Genomic DNA, 20,630 nt, shown 5'->3' on the forward strand with positions numbered 1-20,630 from the left:
TACGCTGAATCACCGGCATTCGAGCCACCAGAGATGTGTACGGTCAGGAAACGTCTGATGGTCAGAGGTTTCCTTCGCCGACTCGCCTCCGCAGTTCTTCTTCAAGCCGCTTCTGGGAGTCGATGTCGTCCGCACTGCCGTACCACCGGATGATCTTTCCCGTCTCGTCCCGCCGCGGAGCGCCACGCGAATGGATCCAGCGCCAGTCTCCGCCGGATGTCCGGACGCGGCATTCCACATTGATCGGATCCCCGGTGTGTAAGGAATGTTCGATCGCTTCCACGACGCGCGTCTGATCGGCAGGGTGAAGCGCGTTGATGAATCCACGCCCGCGATACTCCTCTTCGTTCATGCCTGTGATCTGCTTCCAGCGCGGACTGATCATGGTGGCCATTCCCTTATCGTCGAGCACCCACGGGATCTGCGGGTTCAACTCCACCATGTGCCTGTAGTGATCTTCGCTCTCCCGCAGCGCCGCTTCCGCTCGCTTACGGAATGTGATATCCACGACTGCGACGGAGATCCCCACCACTTCTCCAGCTTCATCGAACGCGGGGAGATAGGACACCAGAAATGTCTGGTTGTGCCCTGTATCGCGTACCGGCGCCGCGATCTCCACCGCAGTAACGGGATCACCAGCCCGAGCGCGCAGCAGGTGCGGTTCAAGCTGTGCGTACACATCCGGAATCATCTCGCTGACGAGGTGGCCCAGGTGCTCGTGAATGGGCGCAGCGTTCATCTCCGCAAGTTGCTGGTTGATGCTGACGTACCGCAAGTCGGGGCTCAAGAAGGCAAGGCCGACGGGAGCACCATCATAGAGTGCCTGCAGATGGGAGAGCCTTTGGCCGGGAGGAGAGTTGTGGGATATATCCCGCCAGAAGCTGGAGCTGAGGCGCAACCTGACAGGCGTCCGCGCGCTAGTTGCTTCGCTCAGTTGTTCTGCGGGAACGGGTCTGCCGAAGAGCCATCCCTGCCCCATTTCGCAGCCGAGCAGTAGCAGCATCTCCGCCTGCTCCTCGGTCTCGACACCCTCGGCAATGGTCCCCAAACCCAGGCTCTGCCCGAGACCTACGACGGCTGATACGATCTTTCGGCTCTCCCGCCGTTCCATCATCGAGCCGACGAAGCTACGGTCGACTTTCAGCTCGTCAAAGGGTAGGGACTGCAGATGAAGCAGGCTGGAGTAGCCGGTACCGAAATCATCAAGCGCCAGGCGGCATCCTTGCGCTTTGAGCTCCCTCGAGATCGTTTGCGCATGCTCAAGGTTCTCCACCAAGGCACTCTCCGTAATCTCGATCACGACTCGATTTAGTGGGAAGGCAGCCGCTTCGGCTGCCTCGCGTATGCATTTTGGAAGCGCCAGGTCATGCAACAGGTGCGGTGAGATATTGATGGCCAGCCATTGCGGATCGGGCAGCGCTCTGCCGGCAGTGAAGGCTTTCCTCATCAATACAGCGGTCAGCTCGCCAATCAGGCCTTCCTGTTCCGCGGTCGCAATGAATGCTCCGGGAGGCACGATACCAAGAGTCGCGTGCTTCCATCGGGCGAGGACCTCGACCCCCGAAACATCGCCTGTATGAAGCTTCACTACGGGCTGAAAGAAAGGAACGAACTCATCGGCGCTTAGCCCCGCGCGTACCTGTTCACCACTCATGTTCATCGGAGAACCTCGTCTGCCCCCGTCGGGTACAGTATCTGCCTGTCGCAGCCTTCTTGTCGAAACCTGGTTCCGTGATGAACAGCCGGCTTCTCGGAAGCAATTCGAGCAGGGGCCCCTATTGGCAGAGCAGGTCATGATGTTCTCAGATTAAATGCTCATGAAACGCGCTTCGTCGATCCTGCATATATCAAGGATCTGCGTAGCAACATTTCGATCAGACTACATCCCTCTCCGGACAGCGCCGGAGGATCGCCTGATTCAATGCCGTGGCGCATAGAGTGCGCCCAACGGATCTCAGCTGTGCCCGGCTCGACAACTTCATCGATCGTGAGCGCAATGTGACTCGGGCAGCGGAGCGCATCCATCTCAGCCGATCCGAGATGAGCCGGACGCTGGAACGCCTGCGTTCGGAACTCGGAGACGAACTGCTGGTGCGCGTGGGCCTCAACTATGAGCTGACGCCGCGAGGCAGCGAACTGCTCGATGAACTGGCGCAGGTGATGCCTCGATTGGCACGACTTTGGGCGGAGAGACCCAGCGGCATGGACAAGAACCGTTTCTACGGTCCCTATCATCGTAAGCTGCGACCTCGCACCTCTGGGAAGGAGCCCGCTCTGCGTCGTCGATCCGCTTCGGGCATGGGCTCACACCCGTAGCCTTCGTGCGGCGCCGGTAAGTTCGCAAGACATCCTGCGTGCGCGATCCCGTACTGACCCGCCTAAGGAGTTCCGCGCGAGCAACCCCTGCATCTTTGGGACAATCAAAATAATTCGCGCCATCTGGAATAGTGATTTGCACGGAGCACTTTTCATGTTCCAAACGTTCAGCGAAAACGACAGGACCGACAACATTACAGCCGCCAGTACTCTCGAACCGGACAACTCCGAAGTACGTCTCCTGACAGGCATCGAGGGTCTCGATGACATCCTGAATGGTGGAATTCCCAGGGGCCATTTATATCTTATCGAAGGGGACCCAGGTACCGGCAAGACGACCCTGGCGCTCCAGTTCCTGCTCGAAGGTGCGCGGGCCGGAGAAAAGGGGATTTACGTCACGCTCTCCGAGTCGAAGATCGAACTCGAACAGGTTGCACGTTCTCATGGCTGGGACATTACGCCCATCACCATCTACGAGATGATCCCTTCGGATGAGGATCTCAGCCCTGAGGCGCAGTACACCGTCTTCCACCCGTCTGAGGTCGAGCTCGCGGACACGATCACCGCGATCCTGAAGCAGATTGAGTTCGTTGATCCGCGGCGGGTCGTCTTCGATTCCCTCTCTGAGTTCCGTATGCTCGCGCGGGATCCCCTAAAGTACCGTCGCCAGATCCTTGCGCTCAAGCGTTACTTCGCAGGTCGCAACTGCACCGTGCTGCTGCTCGACGACCGCACCGCAGAGGGCGACTCCAACGATCTCCAGCTGCAAAGCATCGCACATGGTGTGATCAAGATGCAGAGCCTGGAACGTGACTTCGGCATCAAGCGTCGCCGACTCGAGGTCCATAAGCTGCGCGGCTCGCACTTCCGAGAGGGCTATCACGACTACACAATTCGAACGGGCGGCCTTGCTACCTACCCTCGCCTCATCGCGTCCGAGCACATGCCAGGCTTCAAGCGCAATCCGATACTCAGCGGACTACCCGAGCTCGACGATCTTCTGCAGGGTGGCCTTGACTCTGGAACCAGCTCGCTGCTCATTGGTCCCGCTGGCTGCGGTAAGTCTACTATCGCGCTGCGCTACGCCTACACCTCTGCACAGCGAGGAGAGAAGGCTGTCATCTTCACGTTCGACGAGTCTCTGAGCACGCTGATCGACCGCGGGAAACATCTTGGCATGGACCCTACGGAGCTGATCTGTACTGGCAAGCTGGAGATGCATCAGATAGATCCTGCCGAACTTTCTCCTGGCGAATTCGTTTCGCGCATTCGGAGGATGGTCGACGACGATGGACTGCGAATGGTGGTGATCGACAGCATGAACGGCTTCCTCAATGCGATGCCGCATGAGCAATTCCTAGCCATGCAGTTGCACGAGCTGCTTGCCTACCTTGGTCAGCAAGGCATCGCCACGCTGCTCACCCTGGCGCAGCATGGATTTATCGGCACGACCAGCTCCCCCATTGATGTCAGCTACCTTGCCGATACTGTGCTTCTTTTTCGCTACTTCGAGCGGGCCGGCGCCATCCGGAATGCCATCTCCGTGTTGAAGAAGCGCAGCGGCCCCCACGAACGTACGATTCGCGAACTTGTGCTCGGCGAGGGCACGATCAAGGTGGGACCGCCCCTTGACGAGTTCGAAGGCGTTCTCACCGGGAATCCCACCTACATCGGCAAGAGTGGAAAAGAGACACCCTCTGATTCCGGCAAGTGACAAGTCGGTGCTAGAAACTCGTACCATCATTCTCGCCCCAGTTGGCAGAGATGCTCAATTGATGGCGAGCTTCCTGGATAAGCTCGAGAAGCCATGCCACGTGGTTGGTTCCATAGCTGAACTCTGCCATGAGATTGCCGCAGGCGCGGGCGCCGCCATTGTGACGGAAGAAGCCTTTCGTGGAAACTCGATCGACCTGCTGCAACCCGTTCTCTCGCGCCAGCCCTCCTGGTCCGACTTCCCTCTACTGATTCTTGTCGCGGGGGGGCGGGTGACTGCGGAGAGCGAACGACTCCGGACGCTACGTCAGCCTTTGGGCAACGTCTTGCTTCTTGAACGTCCTCTGCGGCCGGAGATACTCGTTAGCACGCTTGACATGGCACTCAGAGGACGTGCTCGTCAGTATCAGATCCGCGACCAGATGCAACAGTTCGAGCGCGCACAGGAGGCGCTTCGCCGCTCAGAAAAACTCGCTGTCACCGGTCGGCTCGCCGCCAGCATTGCGCATGAGATCAACAATCCGCTGGAGGCCCTGACCAACCTGCTCTACCTCGTCCGGACTGAGACACATTCTGAAGAAGCTCAGCGATACCTGATGGAAGCTGAGCAGGAACTGGCTCGCGTCGCCGAGATCACAAAGCACACGTTGCGCTTCTACCGTGAGCCGAATCAGCCCACTCAAGTGGATCTCGTCGAGGTGGTGGACTCAGTGCTCGCGCTTTATCACTCTCGGCTGGTTGCCGCGAAGATCGTTGTCGAAAAAGAAGTGCGCGTGAGTTCCCTCTCCATCCTCGCGAGCCCCGGAGAGCTGCGCCAGGTAATCGCTAACATCGTCGGCAACGCACTCGACGCGATGCGCCATGGAGGTATACTCCGTCTTCGCCTCTCCGTGACGACGAGAAACGGTAATCCGAAAGCGCGTCTCTCCATCGCGGACACGGGCCATGGCATACCGCCGGAGATTCTTTCAACGATCTTTGAGCCATTCATCACTACGAAGGGGGAGACCGGCACAGGCCTCGGGCTATGGGTCAGCGATGAGATCGCGAAGAAAAACGGGTGGTCCATGCAGGTTTACAGCTGCACTCGGATGAGCCGCTCCGGCACAGTCTTCTCCATCTTGATGCCGACGTAGGTCTGCAGGTCCGAACTGATACGTGCGGTTGCGACCGTCCATCCCTCAGACGAGTTCGGTTCCGTCTCCTCGGATGGCATCACAAAAGCGATTCCGTTCTGGATCTTCCGGAGAAGCCAGCTATGCTGTAGCGAGGATGGCAAGATTCGTTCAGCAGTCAGAAGCGTCCGTCGGGCGTCCCAATAGCAAGAAAGAATCGCGCGAGCCAACGTACTTTGCGGTGTGGCGCCCTCTCGAGAGCGGCGCGCGCCTGCTGGTTTTCTCGCGATGACGACGTTGCCAAAGATCGGCATTCTCGGGGTGGGCAGCATTGCCGAGGCCCTGACCGACGGCCTCTGCGCATTCGACGACCGTCGCGCCCAGATTCTGCTTTCTCCAAGAAACCACGTGATCGCGAACCGGCTCGCGTTACGCTATCCCAACGTCAGCGTCGCTACTGACAACCAGGCTGTCATAGATGGCAGCGAGATCGTTGTCCTTGCGGTTCGACCGCAGGTCACCGAACTGGTTCTTCGAGAGCTTCGTTTCCGGAAGAACCAGCACATCCTGAGCCTGATCGCCACCTTCTCCGTCGAGCAGTTGTCGCCGCTGGTAGCGCCTGCCACGGAGATTTCCCGAGCCGTTCCGCTTCCCCCCATTGCCGAACGTCAAGGTCCGCTGGCGCTTTACACCCGGTCGGAGGCGATCGCACAGTTGCTCGACGGTTTGGGTGTCCTGATCCGGCTTGAAAACGAGGCCCATCTCGACCTGATCAGCGCTGTCACCTCACTGATGGGTACGTACTTCGGCATGATGAGTGCGGTGGACGACTGGCTGATCGACGGTGGTTTCCAGCCCAAAGCATCCCGAGCCTTCGTGGCGGAGCTGTTCTCGAATCTCGCAAGAGCCTCGAAGACGCATCCCGAAGAGTCTTTCACTAGCCTCAGCAGGGACTACTCGACTCCCGGAGGTCTCAATGAGCAAGCATGGCGCGAGTTGCGAGCTGCAGGATGGGGCAACCAGATCCAAGCCGCGCTCGATCTGATCCTGGACCGCATCCACGGTCACGCAACCTTGGACACCCAGCTTCCCCGGAGACGTGAAGCCGGTTCATGACTAGCCTTAGTTCAAGGCAGGCTCACTCGTAATGATGGCTCGCCGCATTCCCCGAGTCGGCTGCTTTCCAATTTGGGACAATGAGACATGGCTGTCCCGTCTTCAACGCCCCCCGCACCATCCGGCACCCTCCATCCCCCGATGCTTGGCCGCGTACGCACCACCGTTCTCCTCGTAATGCTGGGGACCTTGATCGCGTGTCTGGTCTTCTCCTGGACAACGCGCGATGCCATGGAGCACCTTCCCTTTCTCCGCAATACGGCATCCGGCAGGCTTGCCTCTAGCCAGAACTCGTTGGTCGATCTTCGTCCCTGGCAGACGGCGTCTGCTCTCGCTCCCCTGGCGGTCTCAAACGAAGAGGCCGAGTTCGCGCAGGACGCCGAGCGACTGGCCGATCATGAAGTGGATCAGGCTTTCGCTTCAGCTCTTCGGGAGGCGACCGTACGCGTGCAGCACAGCGTTCTGACGGGCAATGCGCTCGCGCTGTCACAACGAGTCTCACAGTTGCAGGCCTTGGTGAAAAGCGACAAGGACCAGGTGAACCTCTTCTCACCCTCGACAGCCAACCCGAACAAATCGAACGACGGCTCTTTGGTGCAGGATACGCAGGACGACCTGGACATCGCCAAAGCGCAACTCGGACTCGACACCGACCAGTTGAATGATGCTCAAGAGGATCTCGCACGGGCCTCAGGCGACGATCGTGCGCAGATCCAAAGTGAACTGCAAGAGCACGAAGCCGCGATGAAGAGCTACGACAGCGGGCAGACTGCCGGAAAACAGGTCGCCGTGCTCTCGGCCAAGAGCTATGCGACACTTTCCGCGCTGGTCGGAGCGTGGAACAGTCAGCGTTCGCGGTACGGACTCATCCAGCAGGCACAGCAGCAGGCGCAAGCCGATGTGGCCACGCTGACCGCCGCGCATAACGCCTTGCAGACCAAAGCCAACGCGGTCTCGCAACCCGGCCTCGCACCGGATAGCGCAGACCACGCCACGCGACTCGCGTCCATCAAGGAACGTGGCGCGCAACGTCAGCTCCTCAGCATCTACGACGACCGCATCCAGACCGAGCAGCAACTGGCAACGGTCTACGGCAAGTGGGCCAGCCAGGTCCTCCTGCAGCACCGTATCGTGATGCACCTGATCCTGGGCTCGCTGAGCTGGATCGCGATCATTGTTATCGTGATGCTGCTGTGCGATGCTCTGCTCGTCCGGTTGATGGCGTGGCCAAACCTCGACCGCCGCCAGATGCTGACGCTTCGCGCGGTGTCCCGGCTCTCGCTGCAGATCCTCGGGGTGCTTCTGGTGGCGTTGGTCGTCTTCGGCTCCCCACAGCAGATGCCCACGATCCTCGGCCTTGCCACCGCTGGCCTTACCGTCGTCCTGCAGGACTTCATCCTCGCCTTCTTCGGCTGGTTTGTGCTCATGGGCAAACATGGCATCCACGTTGGCGACTGGGTAGAGATCAACGGCGTCGGCGGCGAGGTGACGGAGATCGGCCTGTTCCGCACCACGCTGCTCGAGACTGGCAACTGGACCGATACCGGGCACCCCACAGGACGCCGCGTGACCTTCATCAACAGCTTCGCGATCCGTGGCCAGTTCTTCAACTTCTCCACCTCCGGCCAGTGGATGTGGGATGAGCTCTCGGTGAGTGTGCCTGCAGGTGAAGACACTTACTCCATGATTGAAGACATCCATAAGACGGTGATCGAGGCAACCGAAAAGGATGCAGTGATCGCCGAACAGGAGTGGAAACGCGGCTCCCGGTCGGACGGACTCGGCCAATTCACCGCAGAAGCCACCGTCAACGTGCGCCCCTCAGGTTCCGGCGTGGATGTACTGGTGCGGTACGTCACGCGGGCCTCCGAGCGTGCGGAGATGCGCAACAGGCTCTTCCAAAGAGTCCTCGATGTACTACGCCAACCTGGGCCTTCCGGTAAATAGGGACCACTCTGCGGGTCAACTCGACGATGGGCCGGGAACGGGATGGACCGAGGTCAAGGGAGACTACCCTGCAGGCGCCCAGCGAGAGAGATTCGAGTCACCTAGAAACACTGGGCTTGATACCGCCTGGCCCAACTACGCTGGTCAAGATCTGCGGGGTACTCCATCAAAGCCTTGACCTTATTCCCGCTACCAGAAATAAACAGCCTCGACCTTGGGGGTGCCTGGTTCGCCGTCGATGATATCCGCGCTGAGCACAACTTCTAGGTTGCTGTTTCTGCGATTCGGAATGCGCGCCAGCGCGGTTCGCAGCAGCTCCTCATTGGTCACAAACTCGCCCGCGCTGATGGTGCCACCACGGCCGATCCCGGCTGCGACCACGGTCGGCTTCCCGGTCGTCACGTCCGTAAAGCGCGCCACGATCGCATAGTCGCGATAGTTATTCGTGGCCAGTTGCTGCGACCGGTGGACCACCCACCTCTGCTGCGTTGGCGACTGCGTATCCACAATGCTGAATGTGTTCATCGCGGGATCATTCGCGAAATGAAAGCGCAAGGGTGCCAGCAACCGCAAAGTCCACGTGTTGTCGAAGGCTCCGACCATCACGGAAGGCCCGCTGCGAAGTTGCGACAGTGTTGTCACGCCCTCGCCCAGCAGGCTGTAGTGTTTGTGACTGGCTTCGAGGACGCCGGCGATCTTGGCGATGGGGCTCACGTCGTCGATGACCACAGCCGTGAGGTTGTCTTTCAGCGTGACCTGCCTAGAGGGATCCTGCGCGTCACGCAGCGTGATCGCGGAATACTGCGTCTGGTCGGCAATACAGATGAGTACCGGATCCGCGGAGTTGAGGACCGGACGCCAGAACTCCGCCTCAGCGGTGGCGCTGCTGCCCACCCACATACGCCAAAGTCCAGAGCCGGCGAGCGCCAGCAGCCCGGCAGCCAGTATCAAGCCGCCAAGCAGAATCGATCGGGAGCGCATGCTTGCCGTGACGCGCCTGGCTTCGGGAAGACCGTCAATCTCAGATCCGGGAGAGGTCGATGGTGCTTCCTCCACGTCAGCGGACAAAGAGGCGACCGCCTCAACCTCCGGATGAGCGGGAGTGAAGACCGGGACATAACTGCCAGGCGGCAGCGAGACTCTCAGCTCGTGCGAATGCCCCGGATCCTGGTAATACTGCGCGATGCGCTTACGAATTTCGGCCGCCGTGACGCGGACGATGGGATCGGTCGCAGTGTCGTAGGTTGGCGGCTTCCCGAAGATCTCGATTCCGAGCGTCCGCTCCTTCAGCTGGTCGGCCTCGCCCGCCAGCGTGTGCTCGGTGACGTAGCGGAGGAACGACGGGAACCGTCGGCTGTGGCTGAAGTAGGGGTTCGCGAGCAGGCGCTCCAGCTGCTCCTCAACCGCGACTTTCTCCTCGTCCGTGTATGGGCTGCCGGAACGTAGAGTGTCGGTGAGCAAGCGCGAAAGCCTCCAGCGGGATTATAGAACCGATGGCGAGGAAGTGTCGTTCCATGAATCGCCCCCTGCAACCCCATCAAAACAAGACTCTTTACAGATAAGAATGGGGCTCTTTGCCGCAAGGCGCTGCACATGGCTCCGTTCAGGCCCCTATAACGGGCGGGCTTTCCAACGGCCTATTCGACCGCACGCTCAGATACTCAAAGAGCGGACAGGCAAGCTACAAATTCTGGAGGCTATATGAGGCTCACAACGATTCAGATGCGGATAGGCATGGCCCTTCTGGCCACTCCGCTCTTCTCCGCTCCCATGCTGCGTGCCCAGGTGGGTGCAGCCACCCTCAGTGGCGTAGTGCAAGACTCAACCGGAGCTGTCATTCCCAAAGCCACCGTAACGCTCCATAACCGGAGCACCGGCACGGACCGCCAGCTGCATTCGAACGGATCGGGGTCATTCACTTTCTCGGCCATTCCCTCCGGAGACTACGACATCGTCGTCACCCAGACGGGATTCTCGACGCTCACTCAGCAGGCAGTCCACCTCGATGCCGGCGACAACAAGTCGCTAAGCAAGGTGGTGCTGGCCCCGGGTGACGTGTCGCAATCGGTGACGGTCGACTCCACGGCTTCGGCCATCCCGCTCGACAGCGGCCAGCTTAGCTCGACGATCTCAGCGACGGATCTCGACCGGCTCTCGGTCGTCGGGCGGGACGCGACCGAACTGCAGCGGACCCTTCCAGGTTTCGCGATCCGCAATCTCGGCCCTGAGAACCAGGGACCGGATTTCTCGCAGGTGCAGGTGGGTCAGCCGACGCCCTACGCTTCCAACGGCGCTCCCGTGGCCGGGATCACGTTGAAGCTTGATGGTGCCAACCTGACCGACGCCGGCAACTTTGGAGCCAACCTCCAGAACATCAACGACTCGTTTGTCAGCGAAGTCCAGGTACAGACGTCAAACTTCGGCGCCGACCAATCAAATGGCCCAGTTATCATTCAGGGCATCACCAAGCAGGGCACGTCGAAGTACCACGGCTCCCTCTATACCTTTGCCCGCACCGCGCAGTTGAACTCCAACGACTGGCTCTCGAACAACAACAGCTTCGCGCGTCCCAATGACCGGTTCGTCTATCCCGGCGGCACGATCAGCGGTCCGGTGCCGTGGCTAAAGAAGCTCACATTCTTCGCCGGCGCGGAGTACGACGCGCAGCGAAACGTCTACGCTTACGGCAGCGCGGGCAGCGCGATCGTTCAGGCGCTCGTGCCGACTGCAAACATGCGCAAGGGCAACTTCAGCCAGCAAGAGATCAACACCATGCTCGGCCCCCTCGCGACGAACGGCACCTACGGGACCTTCAATGTTGCGCCCACCGTCGGTGACGACGGTTCGGGTCTGGCTAACGGCAACATCGCTGCCTACCTCAATCCCGGCGCAATGGCTCTCGTGAACGGAACAATCCCTCTACCGAACCTTCCGGCTACCGGTCTTGATGGCTATAACTACCGCACGATCGACCTGGTGAACAATAACGTGAGCCAGTACGCGGGCCGCATGGACTATGCGATCAGTCCGCGCAATCTCGTCTTCGCCCGCTACAGCTTCGAGAAGGGCAAGCAAGGCCAGCCCCTGGTTCCGTACTACGCACCTGGGGGCATCATGGGTGCGGTGAATACTCCTGGCTATGGCGTCAACAACGATACGTTCACGCACAGCGGTGCATTGAATTATGTTGCGGTGCTGAGCTCGACGATGACCAACGAGGCCTACCTCACAGTGGCCTCGTTTACCGAGTCCTTCGATGCGCGCAATCTCGCCGCGCTGCAGAAGTCCGCGATCAGCTACCCCTACAACGGAGCGTTCGACAATGGCAGCACGCAGTATCCACAGCTGGCAACCTACGCTCCGTACGGCGGCCTTCCGCTCGGCCTGTTCCCGGATTACTCCACCAATCCTCTGCAGCTGAAGAAGGTACAGCCCAACGTCGGTGATAACTTCACCAAGGTCTTTGGAAGACACACGCTCAAGTTTGGTGTCTTCGGTCAGCGCACCGTGAACAACCAGACCGCGACCAATCCCACCACCAGCGGCGCGATCCAGAATTACTACTTCGGCGGCGCGGGCAGCTACTTTGCCGACTATAACGGCAAGTATCCGGACGGCTCCCCTGCTTACGGCAATGCACACTTCAACAGCGGCAATGCACTCGCGAATTTCTTCGAGGGCCAGATTCAGGATTGGCATCAGCAGAACTTCAATCCATACACCAACCTCTACTTCTGGAACATCGAAGGCTACGGGCAGGACACCTGGCGCATCACGTCGAATGCGGTGGTAACGTTCGGCGTGCGCATCGCCAAGCTGGGAGCCTGGAAGGATGCTCACGGACTTGGTGCAGCAATCTGGAACCCGGCCCTGATCAACAGCACGCAGAACCCGACCACCAATCCGCTTCCGGGCCTCACCTGGCACGGCATCAGCCCGACCACACCCAATGCGGGCATCACGGATCCCCCGATCTTCTTTGAACCACGCGGTGGTTTCTCCGTGGACCTCTTTCACAACGGCAAGACGGTGGTTCGCGGTGGCGCCGGCATGTACCGCTTCCATGACTCCGTCGTCGATGTAACCAGTGAGTTTTCGGAAGCCGAGAACGTGCGCTACACCGATCTGCAGGGCTTCGGCGATAACACGCTGGAAGGCGTCAACACGCTCCACCTGAACCCCAACACCTACGGGAATGCCGGTGGCACGCAAACCTCTATCCCTCCATCCACCGTGTATGGCCTTTTGCCTACCGACAACGAAGAGCCGGTGACCAATAACTACAGCTTGAGCGTGGCCCAGCAGATGCCCGGCAAGTTCATCCTGCAGGTCTCGTATGTAGGCAACAACAGCAACTCGCTGATGAACAACGGCACCACGCAGCCAGTAGTGCTGGACAATGTCAACGCAATCCCTGTCGGGACGTTGTTCACCGCGGCCGCGGCCAAGGCGATCAACAGCTTTGCTCCGGGTGCCTGCAACGCAACCGGCTGCACACCGCAGCAGGCAGCGTCCCTGGATACGATCTATAACTACCCCGGAGATAAGTCGATCCAGAACGCACGTCCTTATCCGCGCTATAACCAGATCCTCGTACCGCGGCATAACACCTTTGCCAACTACAACGGTATCCAATTCGAGGCGATCAAGCAGGTAGGGAAGCTGAACTTCAACGTGAACTACACGTTCTCTAAATCGCTTGGCATCCTTGGCTCTGCGGCAGACTTCAATTACACCGCGGGCATGGATCCGTTCAACATCTACAACAACTATGGGCCGATGAACTTCGACCGCACGCAGGTATTGAACCTCAGCTACTCCTACCAGACAGGCAAGGTCACGCAAGAACATCTGCTGGGCGGCTTCATCAACAACTGGCTGATCTCCGGCATCACCAACCTGCAAAGCGGCGGCAACATGCAGACGGGCGTGAGTCCCTCGCCTGACTTCTACGTCACGGGCACGGTGGGCGGTGGAGGGAATCCTTACACGATCAGTAACACGAGCGTACTGGGAACTCCGGACGTCAGCCTGCAGCCGGTGCTGAAGTGCGATCCACGCCACGGCCTCACGGCCAACCAGCACGTGAACGCCTCATGCTTCGGTCTTCCAGCAACAGGTACCCAGGGACAATACATCTTCCCTTACTCGCATGGGCCCGCATACTTCAACAGTGATCTGTCGCTGGAGAAGGGCTTCGGCCTTGGCGGTGTGCGGAGGCTGCGGTTCCGTTACGCGGCGTTCAACTTCATCAACCACCCCGTACACAGCTTCATCTCAAGCTACGCTGCGCAGACCACGCTGCAGCTGAGCGACACCAGCGCCGGAGGAACGCCGCAGACCGCGACACCTCCCGCAGGAACAAGCTTCGGCTACTCTCCGCTGAAGCTCGGCCGCAGGCTGTCAGAGATCTCGCTCAAGTACGAGTTCTAAACGCCGCGGAGGCCATGGCGCAGCGGCCATGGCCTCCGTGTCTCTTTCAAGGGCCCATTCCGCCCGCTTCTCTCTGCTCTTGTTTTTGGAGTGCTTCATGCCGAAACCACGGCTCGCCGCCGGGACGTTGATCGCCTGCTTTACGGCGCTGACCGCCTATGCCCAGGGCTCTTCCAGCCCTACCCCTGCGGTACAGGGCAATGCAATTACAAAGGTTCAGAATCTGCCCAACGGCGTCGAACTTACCTCAGGGCCTACGCTCCTTCGTATCATCGCTCTGCGGAATGACATCATCCGCGTTCGCGCCGGCCACAACGGCACATTGGGCGAAGATGCATCCTGGGCCGTGCTACCGGAGAAGCGCGCCGCTTCGATTCTTGTAACGCCTCTGAAGACCGAAGGAGATGCGGGGTTCAGCACACGCTCGATACGAGTCGCCGTGAGCCTGCAGTCCGGCGAACTCACCGTGCGACGTGCCGACGACACCATCGTCTTGCACGAATCCCTTCCTCTCGCGTTTACCAGCGGAGGCTTTCAGCTCACCGAGACCATGCCCGTCGACGAACACTACTTTGGCCTCGGCGATAAGACCGGCCCACTGGATCGTCGCGGCCATGCCTTCACAATGTGGAACACCGACGCCTATCGCTTTCAGGAATCCACGGATCCGCTTTACAAAACAATTCCCTTCTTCCTGATGTTTCGCAAGGGCCAAGCAGCCGGTGTACTGCTGGACTCAACGTGGCGATCAAGCTTCGACTTCGGCGTGCGCGCTCCGGCTGCATACACCTTCGGTGCGGAAGGCGACAACGTCGACTACTACATCCTCGCCGGCCCAACGCCACGAGCCGTCGTCGAATCCTATGCATGGCTCACCGGCGCCGCTCCCTTGCCTCCTCGCTGGATGCTTGGCTTCCAGCAGTCGCGCTATACCTACACCCCTGCCAGTCGTCTGATGGAAGTAGCGGAGAGACTTCGCACCGATCGCATTCCCACCGATGCCCTGTACCTCGACATTGACTTCCAGGACCGCAATCGCCCCTTCACTGTCGACACAACCACCTTCCCGGATCTGAAAAGCACCTTGGCGAAGTTGAGCGCGATGCACTTCCATACGGTTGCCATCACCGATCTTCATATCGCATCCGCTCCTGGCCAGTCTTACGCTCCCTACGACAGTGGCATCGCAGGTGACCGGTTCCTGCGTCAGCCGAATGGCTCTCTCTACGTGGGCTCGGTGTGGCCGGGCCCCGCCGTGTTTCCGGACTTCACGCAGGCCGCGACGCGCGCATGGTGGGGACCGCTCTATGCCCCGTTCGCTGCGATGGGCTTCGAGGGTTTCTGGAATGACATGAACGAACCTTCCATCTTCGACTCACCAACCGGCACGATGCCGCTCGACACGCTGCACCGTATTGAGGAACCTGGCTTCCGCACGCGTACGGCAACCCACGCTGAGATCCACAACGTCTATGGCATGGAGAATTCGCGCGCCACCTACGAAGGCCTGTTGAAGCTACAGCCCGATCAGCGCCCCTTCGTACTCACGCGCGCCAGCTACGCCGGTGGACAGCGCTACGCTGCCACGTGGACGGGCGACAACAGCAGCACGTGGAATCATCTCCGCATGACCGCACCCATGTTGAAGAGCCTCGGCCTGGGGGGCTTCAGCTTCAGCGGCGCCGATGTCGGAGGTTTCGCTGGTACCGCGACGGCTGACTTACTCACAAAGTGGATCGAGGTTGCAGCCTTTCATCCCATCGACCGCGACCACTCTGAGAAAGGTACCGGCGACCAGGAGCCATGGGTCGGCGGAACGGCACAGGAGGACATTCGCCGCCGCTTCATCGAGGAGCGCTATCGCCTGATGCCGTATCTCTACACGCTTGCCGAAGAGACGTCTCGCACAGGCATGCCGATGCTCCGGCCCTTGTTCCTCGACGATCCGCAGGCAACCACCGACGGGCATCCCATCGACATCGACGCGGGCGTGGAGAGCGAGTTCCTGCTCGGGCATGATCTGCTCATCGCTCCGCCGCCGTATCCTGAGGCTCCCGATGCGTACACCGTCGAGTTCCCGTCACCGCACTGGTTCAATTATTGGACCGGAGAAGTGGTTCCTCAGCCACCTCCGCCGGTGAGGACGCCGAACGCTCCCGCTGCAGCCATGGACCGCATTCCGCTTTATGCCAACGTGAAGCCGGAACTTGCGACCCTGCCCGTATTCGTTCGCGCAGGGTCGATCCTGCCGATCGCTCCCCTGACCCAAAGCACAGACGAAACTCCAGCGGGCCCCCTCACGTTGCGTGTTTACGCTGGGGACGAATGCCACGGCTCACTCTACACGGACGATGGGAAGAGCTTCGGGTATCGCCGCGAAGAGTTTCTGCGGCTGACGTTCCGCTGCGAAGTAAGGCCCGACGGTATGACCTTGGACGTGTCACCGCGCGAAGGCAGCTATGCACCGTGGTGGACGCAGGTTCGCGTGGAGGTGTATGGATGGAAGCCAGCGGCTGGCCTGCTTACCATCAACGGCAAGCAGAGTTCTGCCAGCATCCAGCAGGCGGTGAACGCCTTAGTGTTCACCATCCCCGAACGCAAAGAGGGCAGCCGCATCACACTCCGCTAAGGTTGAGAAGCGACCATGAGGCTACAGAACGGCATCGCGGGAATGCTTTTCCCTATTCTGGTATTCGCCACAGCAGGAATGAGCTTGAACCTGCCGGCGAAGGCGCAGCGGCTCGTCTTTGCGCATTACATGCTCACGAACCAGGACTACCAGGGAGATGATGGCACGGCCGCGGCGCAGGAGCTCAAGATCTCATCCTACGAGCGCGAGATAAAGGAAGCGCAGGCCGCTGGCATCGATGGCTTCGCCCTCAACGCAGGCGGCTGGCTGCATGAGAGCTATTACATTCGCTATGCGGCTCAGATGTTCGAAGCGGCAGCACGCCTGCATAGCAGCTTCCATCTGATGTTCTCCGCCGACATGTGCTGCGGCAACGCCGCGGCTGACATCGAAGATATGATGCGCCGCTTTGCCGGGAATCCACGTTACGCCGAGGTCTACTTCCGCTATCGCGGCGCATTCGTTCTCACCACCTTCAGCGGCGAGAAGCTCGGCCCCTCGTTCTGGCAACAGGTGCGCAACGATCTCGCGAACGGCACGAATCCATCCACCAGCCTCGAGCCCACAGCGCTAAAAGAGGTTGCCGGCCCTCCCGGGGCGCCGCGCTTGCCCATCTTCTTCGTGCCCGCATTCTTCTGGGGTGGAGAACTCCCGCACGAAGACGATATTGGGAAAAACTTGAATACGTGGAGTCAGGTGATCGACGGCGCCTTCTACTGGGGTATCGCTGGACTGCCCGGCTCGGGAGGCGAGATGGATCAACTCCTCAGTAACGACGCCTATGCGCACGCGCTACACAGCACCGGCAAGCTCTACATGGCTCCCGTCGCTCCGGCCTTCTGGGGATCGAACGCCAATCGCTACTACGAGTACAACGGCTACGAAGGCATGCGCTCGATGTGGAAGAGCGCCGCTGAAGTGACGAAGCCCGATTGGGTCGAGATCATCACCTGGAACGACTTCATCGAAGGCACGTACGTCAGCCCGATTGACGATCCAAACCGCTACCCCAACGCGAGCTTCCTCAATGCGAGCGGCATCCCCGTGGGCACGCAAGACTACTTTCCAACCCACTCCGGAATGACGGCGCTTCTGCCTTGGTTTATCCGTTGGTACAAGACTGGCACAGAGCCACCCGTTACTCGGGACATCGTCGCCATCGCTTATCGCTCCACGCTCGCAGCCGACTCAGCGACACCATCTGTGGCACATCGTTACGGAGGCGTGAGCGCGACGCTTTACATCACCGTCAATTCGACGGGGCCCGCGGAACTCATTGTCACGATGCGAGGAACACGCCGATCATTTGCGGTCCCAGCCGGTAGCCACGACTACCGCGTTCCACTCCTGCCCGGGCCGCCACCAGTGGTCGAGTTGGAGCGCGGCAACGTACAGGTTTGCAAGGTCCGTGGTGGAAGCTCAGTCGTAGGTGCCGCAGCCTTCAATAACCTCTACGTCTCGACTGCAAGTTGTACGACCCCATAGCCCACTTCGTTACCCATCGCATTCCTTTGAAATGGCTTTGGCTATGGGCAACATCCTGATGAATCCTGCTCCGCAGAAAACGCTACTTCTTCATCCAAAGCCCCCATCTTCTCAAGGTCAGATATTGGCAGAAGACTAACAACCATAATGATTCAAAACTATCGAGACCGAGAAAATCCGGCCATTGGGTGCACCGCACACCGGTGGGCGAGGAGTTCCCCCTTTCTCCCCCTCAAGAGAAGATCACTCCCTTCTTAAGGAGGAGGCATCCGTACCCGCGAGGTTCGCTCGTGGAGACGATGGCATACGCTTTGCGCGCACGATCATAGAACTGCTCGCGTGTCAGGCCCTGAAGCTCTACGTGCCTTCCCTCGGACTTGTCGATGATCCTTTGACATTCCTTCTGAACTTCAGGGATATCTTCGGGAGCATGGACCTGCATCATTCGATGGGCGGGATCGTCGACGAAGGTATCCAGAGGGAGGAGTTGCATACAAGCCTCCAATGCAGTCGTCAGCGGCGCTCCATCGAGCCGCACCAGCCGTTGCGCCATGGAAGCAGCGGGGAAGTTGCAATCTACGAGTGCAATCTCATCCCCGTGCCCCATCGATGCAAGAACGTGAAGCAGATCCGGCGTGTGCAACACATGTAAGGTTTTCAACATGCTCAGGCTCCTTTTCTATCGAGCGGACTTGGCTACTCTATATGTCCGCCCTTAGTTTCCTTCACCTGACTACTGTGCGTCTTTGACGCAGCGGAATCCCAGAGCTCCCGAACGGTCGTAACTGGGAGCCATAAGCAGCAGTTTGCCATGTTGCTCGTTCTTGTACGCTTGTGGGAAGTACCAGATTGAGCCTTGCGGCTGATAATGGCTTCCTCCACGCACAATGGCGGCGCGAGTATGTTCATCGACGTACTCATCGGTCCACTGCCAGACATTTCCGACCATGTCCATGACGCCGAATGGGCTCGCTCCGTTGGGATGTGCATCCACATCGCTCGCGGGAAGCATCGTCCGCCCCTTGTCCGGAGTCGGTGCCGCAGCATCATTCCCCGTAGCGCAGCCAACAGCTCCACCGCCTCGTGAGGAGAGCCAATCGCAGTTCCCCCAGGGAAAGCTGCGCTCGTCTTTTCCTTGTGCAGCGTACTGCCACTCCCACTCGTGGGGAAGCCTCTTCCCCGCCCACTTCGCATATTCACGGGCATCCTCGATCGCTACCCAGGTGACCGGTTTGTTGGCCCATCCATTAGGATAGGAACCGTCCTTCCAGTCCTTGAGGAAGTTGAGGCTATCTTTAGGGCTATAGTGCGTAGCATCGAGAAACTTCTTGAACTGAGCGTTGGTCACCGGATACTTATCCATGAAGAAAGGCTTAATCTCCATGGGGTGTTCATGAAAGCGTCGAGCGCTATCTTCCCAGGAGTATTGAACATCGACGCCGATGTCGTTGGAGCCCTCGATCTCCACACCTTGCACGCGGAAGAGATAATCGCCGCCCTCGATGCGAATCATTCCTTCAGGCGCGGATGCGGTACGGGGCGAAGCCGGAATCTCGACCATATGCTGTGGCAGAGCGTGCCACTCCGCCGAGTAAGAGGACAAAGGCTTTGCCGTCATCCCCTTCATCTTCTCCATCAACGCCCTTAGCTTTGGATCGAGTTCGCCGGAAGTAGCGAAGATCGCGCCGTAGCCGTGGCTCTCGGTCGAAAACGAGAGCACCGCCTCCTCACCATGTATCTCGGGCTTGAGTTCGGCTCCCCGATAGAGATCGAAGTACCGCGTTCCCTGCTTATACGGGACCGCCATCTGAGTTCCATCAACGTCGTACTCATTGCGATTCACGATCGTCCACACCGTCTGGTCGCCTAACGGCCACCGGCTTGAGAAGACACCATACCTCCGCATCGGGTAGAGTGGCTCCCAGCTTTGGCTCGCAAAAAACGGAGCCACGGCGCGCTCGATGGTTGCCACACGGCGAGTTGCCTCCGCGTCACGTGGAGTGACTCCGTTCCAAATGCCCCAGACGTTCTCCCAGCTCTCCCAGCCTTCACCATTGAAGAAAGCGTATTGCAGGGCGTTGGTCTTATCGCGATCCCAACGGCCCTGAATATTGACCTGGTGACGCGGGTCGAGCCAGCGATATCTGTCGACACCTGGAGCGAAGGTATACTGGTACTGGCCCCATGTTTGGACATTCCAGGCGAGAGCCTCATCGCTGGGGCCATTCTCAGGTTCGAACGCGAGCGGATGGCCAACCTTCTCCGCCGCGAGAGAGAACGCAAGCGGCACGCCATCCTGTGTGTCACCATTGATTCCGTCAGCGTCAATCTGCTTCATAAACTCGGCAATGGCCGTGGGCCAGTCGCTCCCCGGGTCCCTCGTTCCTTCGTCCCACATCATCATGGGAAACAAGACCTTCACGCCGCGCTTGTGAAAGTCCGCGACCATCTGTTTCAATCCATCGACGCCACCGGGCATCGACCGGGTGATGTCATGCTGGTTCCGGTCGTCGATGCCTACGTTTGGATACACCGGCCAAACCAGTACCGCATCGATGCCGCCGTACCGATTGTCAAGATCATCGAGATACCGGTCGACGGTGTATTTCCCTGCGATGGGATCGTATAAGTAACGGTCATGCACCATCATCTGAGGCTGAATAAAGCTGTGTTCCGCCCACTGAAGTTGCGGCAGGTTGTACCGAGATCCGTCGTAGCCCGTTCGAATGAGGCGCTCCGTGCGCCAATGCGTGATTTCGGCCAGCCAGTCGCGGTGGGTGGCAGGCGTACAAGCCACGGCACCGGGCCGCGTAATAGGGCCTGACGCCAGGCATGGCGGCGGAGCTATCAGCTGGCCTTGAGGATTTCCGCCGAAC

13 protein-coding genes are annotated in these 20,630 nt (G+C 59.5%); 8 read left to right on the top strand and 5 right to left on the bottom strand.

Annotation, left to right across the window (positions count from 1 at the left end; genetic code table 11):
• Positions 1-61: 61 nt before the first annotated feature.
• Entirely contained in the window at positions 62-1,654 is a 1,593-nt protein-coding gene (locus C4S68_RS05500) for a sensor domain-containing phosphodiesterase (protein WP_160115006.1), read from the bottom strand.
• Positions 1,655-1,938: 284 nt separating this feature from the next.
• Between C4S68_RS05500 and C4S68_RS05505 the strand changes: the two genes are divergently transcribed.
• Together C4S68_RS05505 and C4S68_RS05510 are read left to right on the top strand one after the other, a co-directional pair.
• Positions 1,939-2,316, top strand: coding sequence for a helix-turn-helix domain-containing protein (locus tag C4S68_RS05505; RefSeq protein ID WP_200821474.1), 378 nt, complete (start codon positions 1,939-1,941; stop codon positions 2,314-2,316).
• Positions 2,317-2,470: 154 nt separating this feature from the next.
• On the top strand, positions 2,471-4,030 hold the full coding sequence (locus C4S68_RS05510; RefSeq protein WP_103931933.1) for an ATPase domain-containing protein: 1,560 nt from the start codon (positions 2,471-2,473) through the stop codon (positions 4,028-4,030).
• 10 nt (positions 4,031-4,040) lie between these two features.
• Here the strand turns inward: C4S68_RS05510 and C4S68_RS23535 are convergent, their stop codons facing one another.
• Positions 4,041-4,235 carry a hypothetical protein gene (locus C4S68_RS23535; protein ID WP_235011374.1) on the bottom strand — a complete coding sequence of 65 codons (195 nt, stop codon included), beginning with the start codon at positions 4,233-4,235 and terminating at the stop codon, positions 4,041-4,043.
• 171 nt (positions 4,236-4,406) lie between these two features.
• On the opposite strand from C4S68_RS23535, the gene C4S68_RS05515 reads away from it, so the two are divergent.
• From C4S68_RS05515 to C4S68_RS05525, 3 genes are all read left to right on the top strand, one after another.
• Entirely contained in the window at positions 4,407-5,165 is a 759-nt protein-coding gene (locus C4S68_RS05515) for a sensor histidine kinase (RefSeq protein ID WP_235011375.1), read from the top strand.
• A 267-nt stretch (positions 5,166-5,432) separates the two neighbouring features.
• The gene (locus tag C4S68_RS05520; RefSeq protein WP_103931935.1) at positions 5,433-6,260 is read left to right on the top strand and encodes a pyrroline-5-carboxylate reductase; all 828 of its coding nucleotides are present in this window, start codon (positions 5,433-5,435) and stop codon (positions 6,258-6,260) included.
• An 87-nt stretch (positions 6,261-6,347) separates the two neighbouring features.
• Positions 6,348-8,207, top strand: coding sequence for a mechanosensitive ion channel family protein (locus tag C4S68_RS05525; RefSeq protein ID WP_235011376.1), 1,860 nt, complete (start codon positions 6,348-6,350; stop codon positions 8,205-8,207).
• Between the two features lie 189 nt (positions 8,208-8,396).
• Here C4S68_RS05525 and C4S68_RS05530 read toward each other — a convergent pair whose 3' ends face one another.
• Complete coding sequence (locus tag C4S68_RS05530) at positions 8,397-9,668, bottom strand: hypothetical protein (RefSeq protein WP_103931936.1); 1,272 nt, start codon at positions 9,666-9,668, stop codon at positions 8,397-8,399.
• A 273-nt stretch (positions 9,669-9,941) separates the two neighbouring features.
• Here C4S68_RS05530 and C4S68_RS05535 point away from each other — a divergent pair, with 273 nt between their 5' ends.
• The 3 genes from C4S68_RS05535 to C4S68_RS05545 all read left to right on the top strand — a co-directional run bounded on the left by C4S68_RS05535 (position 9,942) and on the right by C4S68_RS05545 (position 17,754).
• Entirely contained in the window at positions 9,942-13,640 is a 3,699-nt protein-coding gene (locus tag C4S68_RS05535) for a carboxypeptidase-like regulatory domain-containing protein (protein WP_160115007.1), read from the top strand.
• 97 nt (positions 13,641-13,737) lie between these two features.
• Complete coding sequence (locus C4S68_RS05540) at positions 13,738-16,269, top strand: glycoside hydrolase family 31 protein (protein ID WP_160115008.1); 2,532 nt, start codon at positions 13,738-13,740, stop codon at positions 16,267-16,269.
• A 78-nt stretch (positions 16,270-16,347) separates the two neighbouring features.
• On the top strand, positions 16,348-17,754 hold the full coding sequence (locus C4S68_RS05545) for a glycoside hydrolase family 71 protein (protein ID WP_160115009.1): 1,407 nt from the start codon (positions 16,348-16,350) through the stop codon (positions 17,752-17,754).
• A 232-nt stretch (positions 17,755-17,986) separates the two neighbouring features.
• Here the strand turns inward: C4S68_RS05545 and C4S68_RS05550 are convergent, their stop codons facing one another.
• Together C4S68_RS05550 and C4S68_RS05555 are read right to left on the bottom strand one after the other, a co-directional pair.
• The gene (locus C4S68_RS05550) at positions 17,987-18,418 is read right to left on the bottom strand and encodes an RbsD/FucU family protein (RefSeq protein WP_103931940.1); all 432 of its coding nucleotides are present in this window, start codon (positions 18,416-18,418) and stop codon (positions 17,987-17,989) included.
• 69 nt (positions 18,419-18,487) lie between these two features.
• Positions 18,488-20,551, bottom strand: coding sequence for a formylglycine-generating enzyme family protein (locus C4S68_RS05555; RefSeq protein WP_235011377.1), 2,064 nt, complete (start codon positions 20,549-20,551; stop codon positions 18,488-18,490).
• Positions 20,552-20,630: the final 79 nt, after the last annotated feature.

The organism is Bryocella elongata, assembly GCF_900108185.1.
Lineage (GTDB): Bacteria > Acidobacteriota > Terriglobia > Terriglobales > Acidobacteriaceae > Granulicella > Granulicella elongata.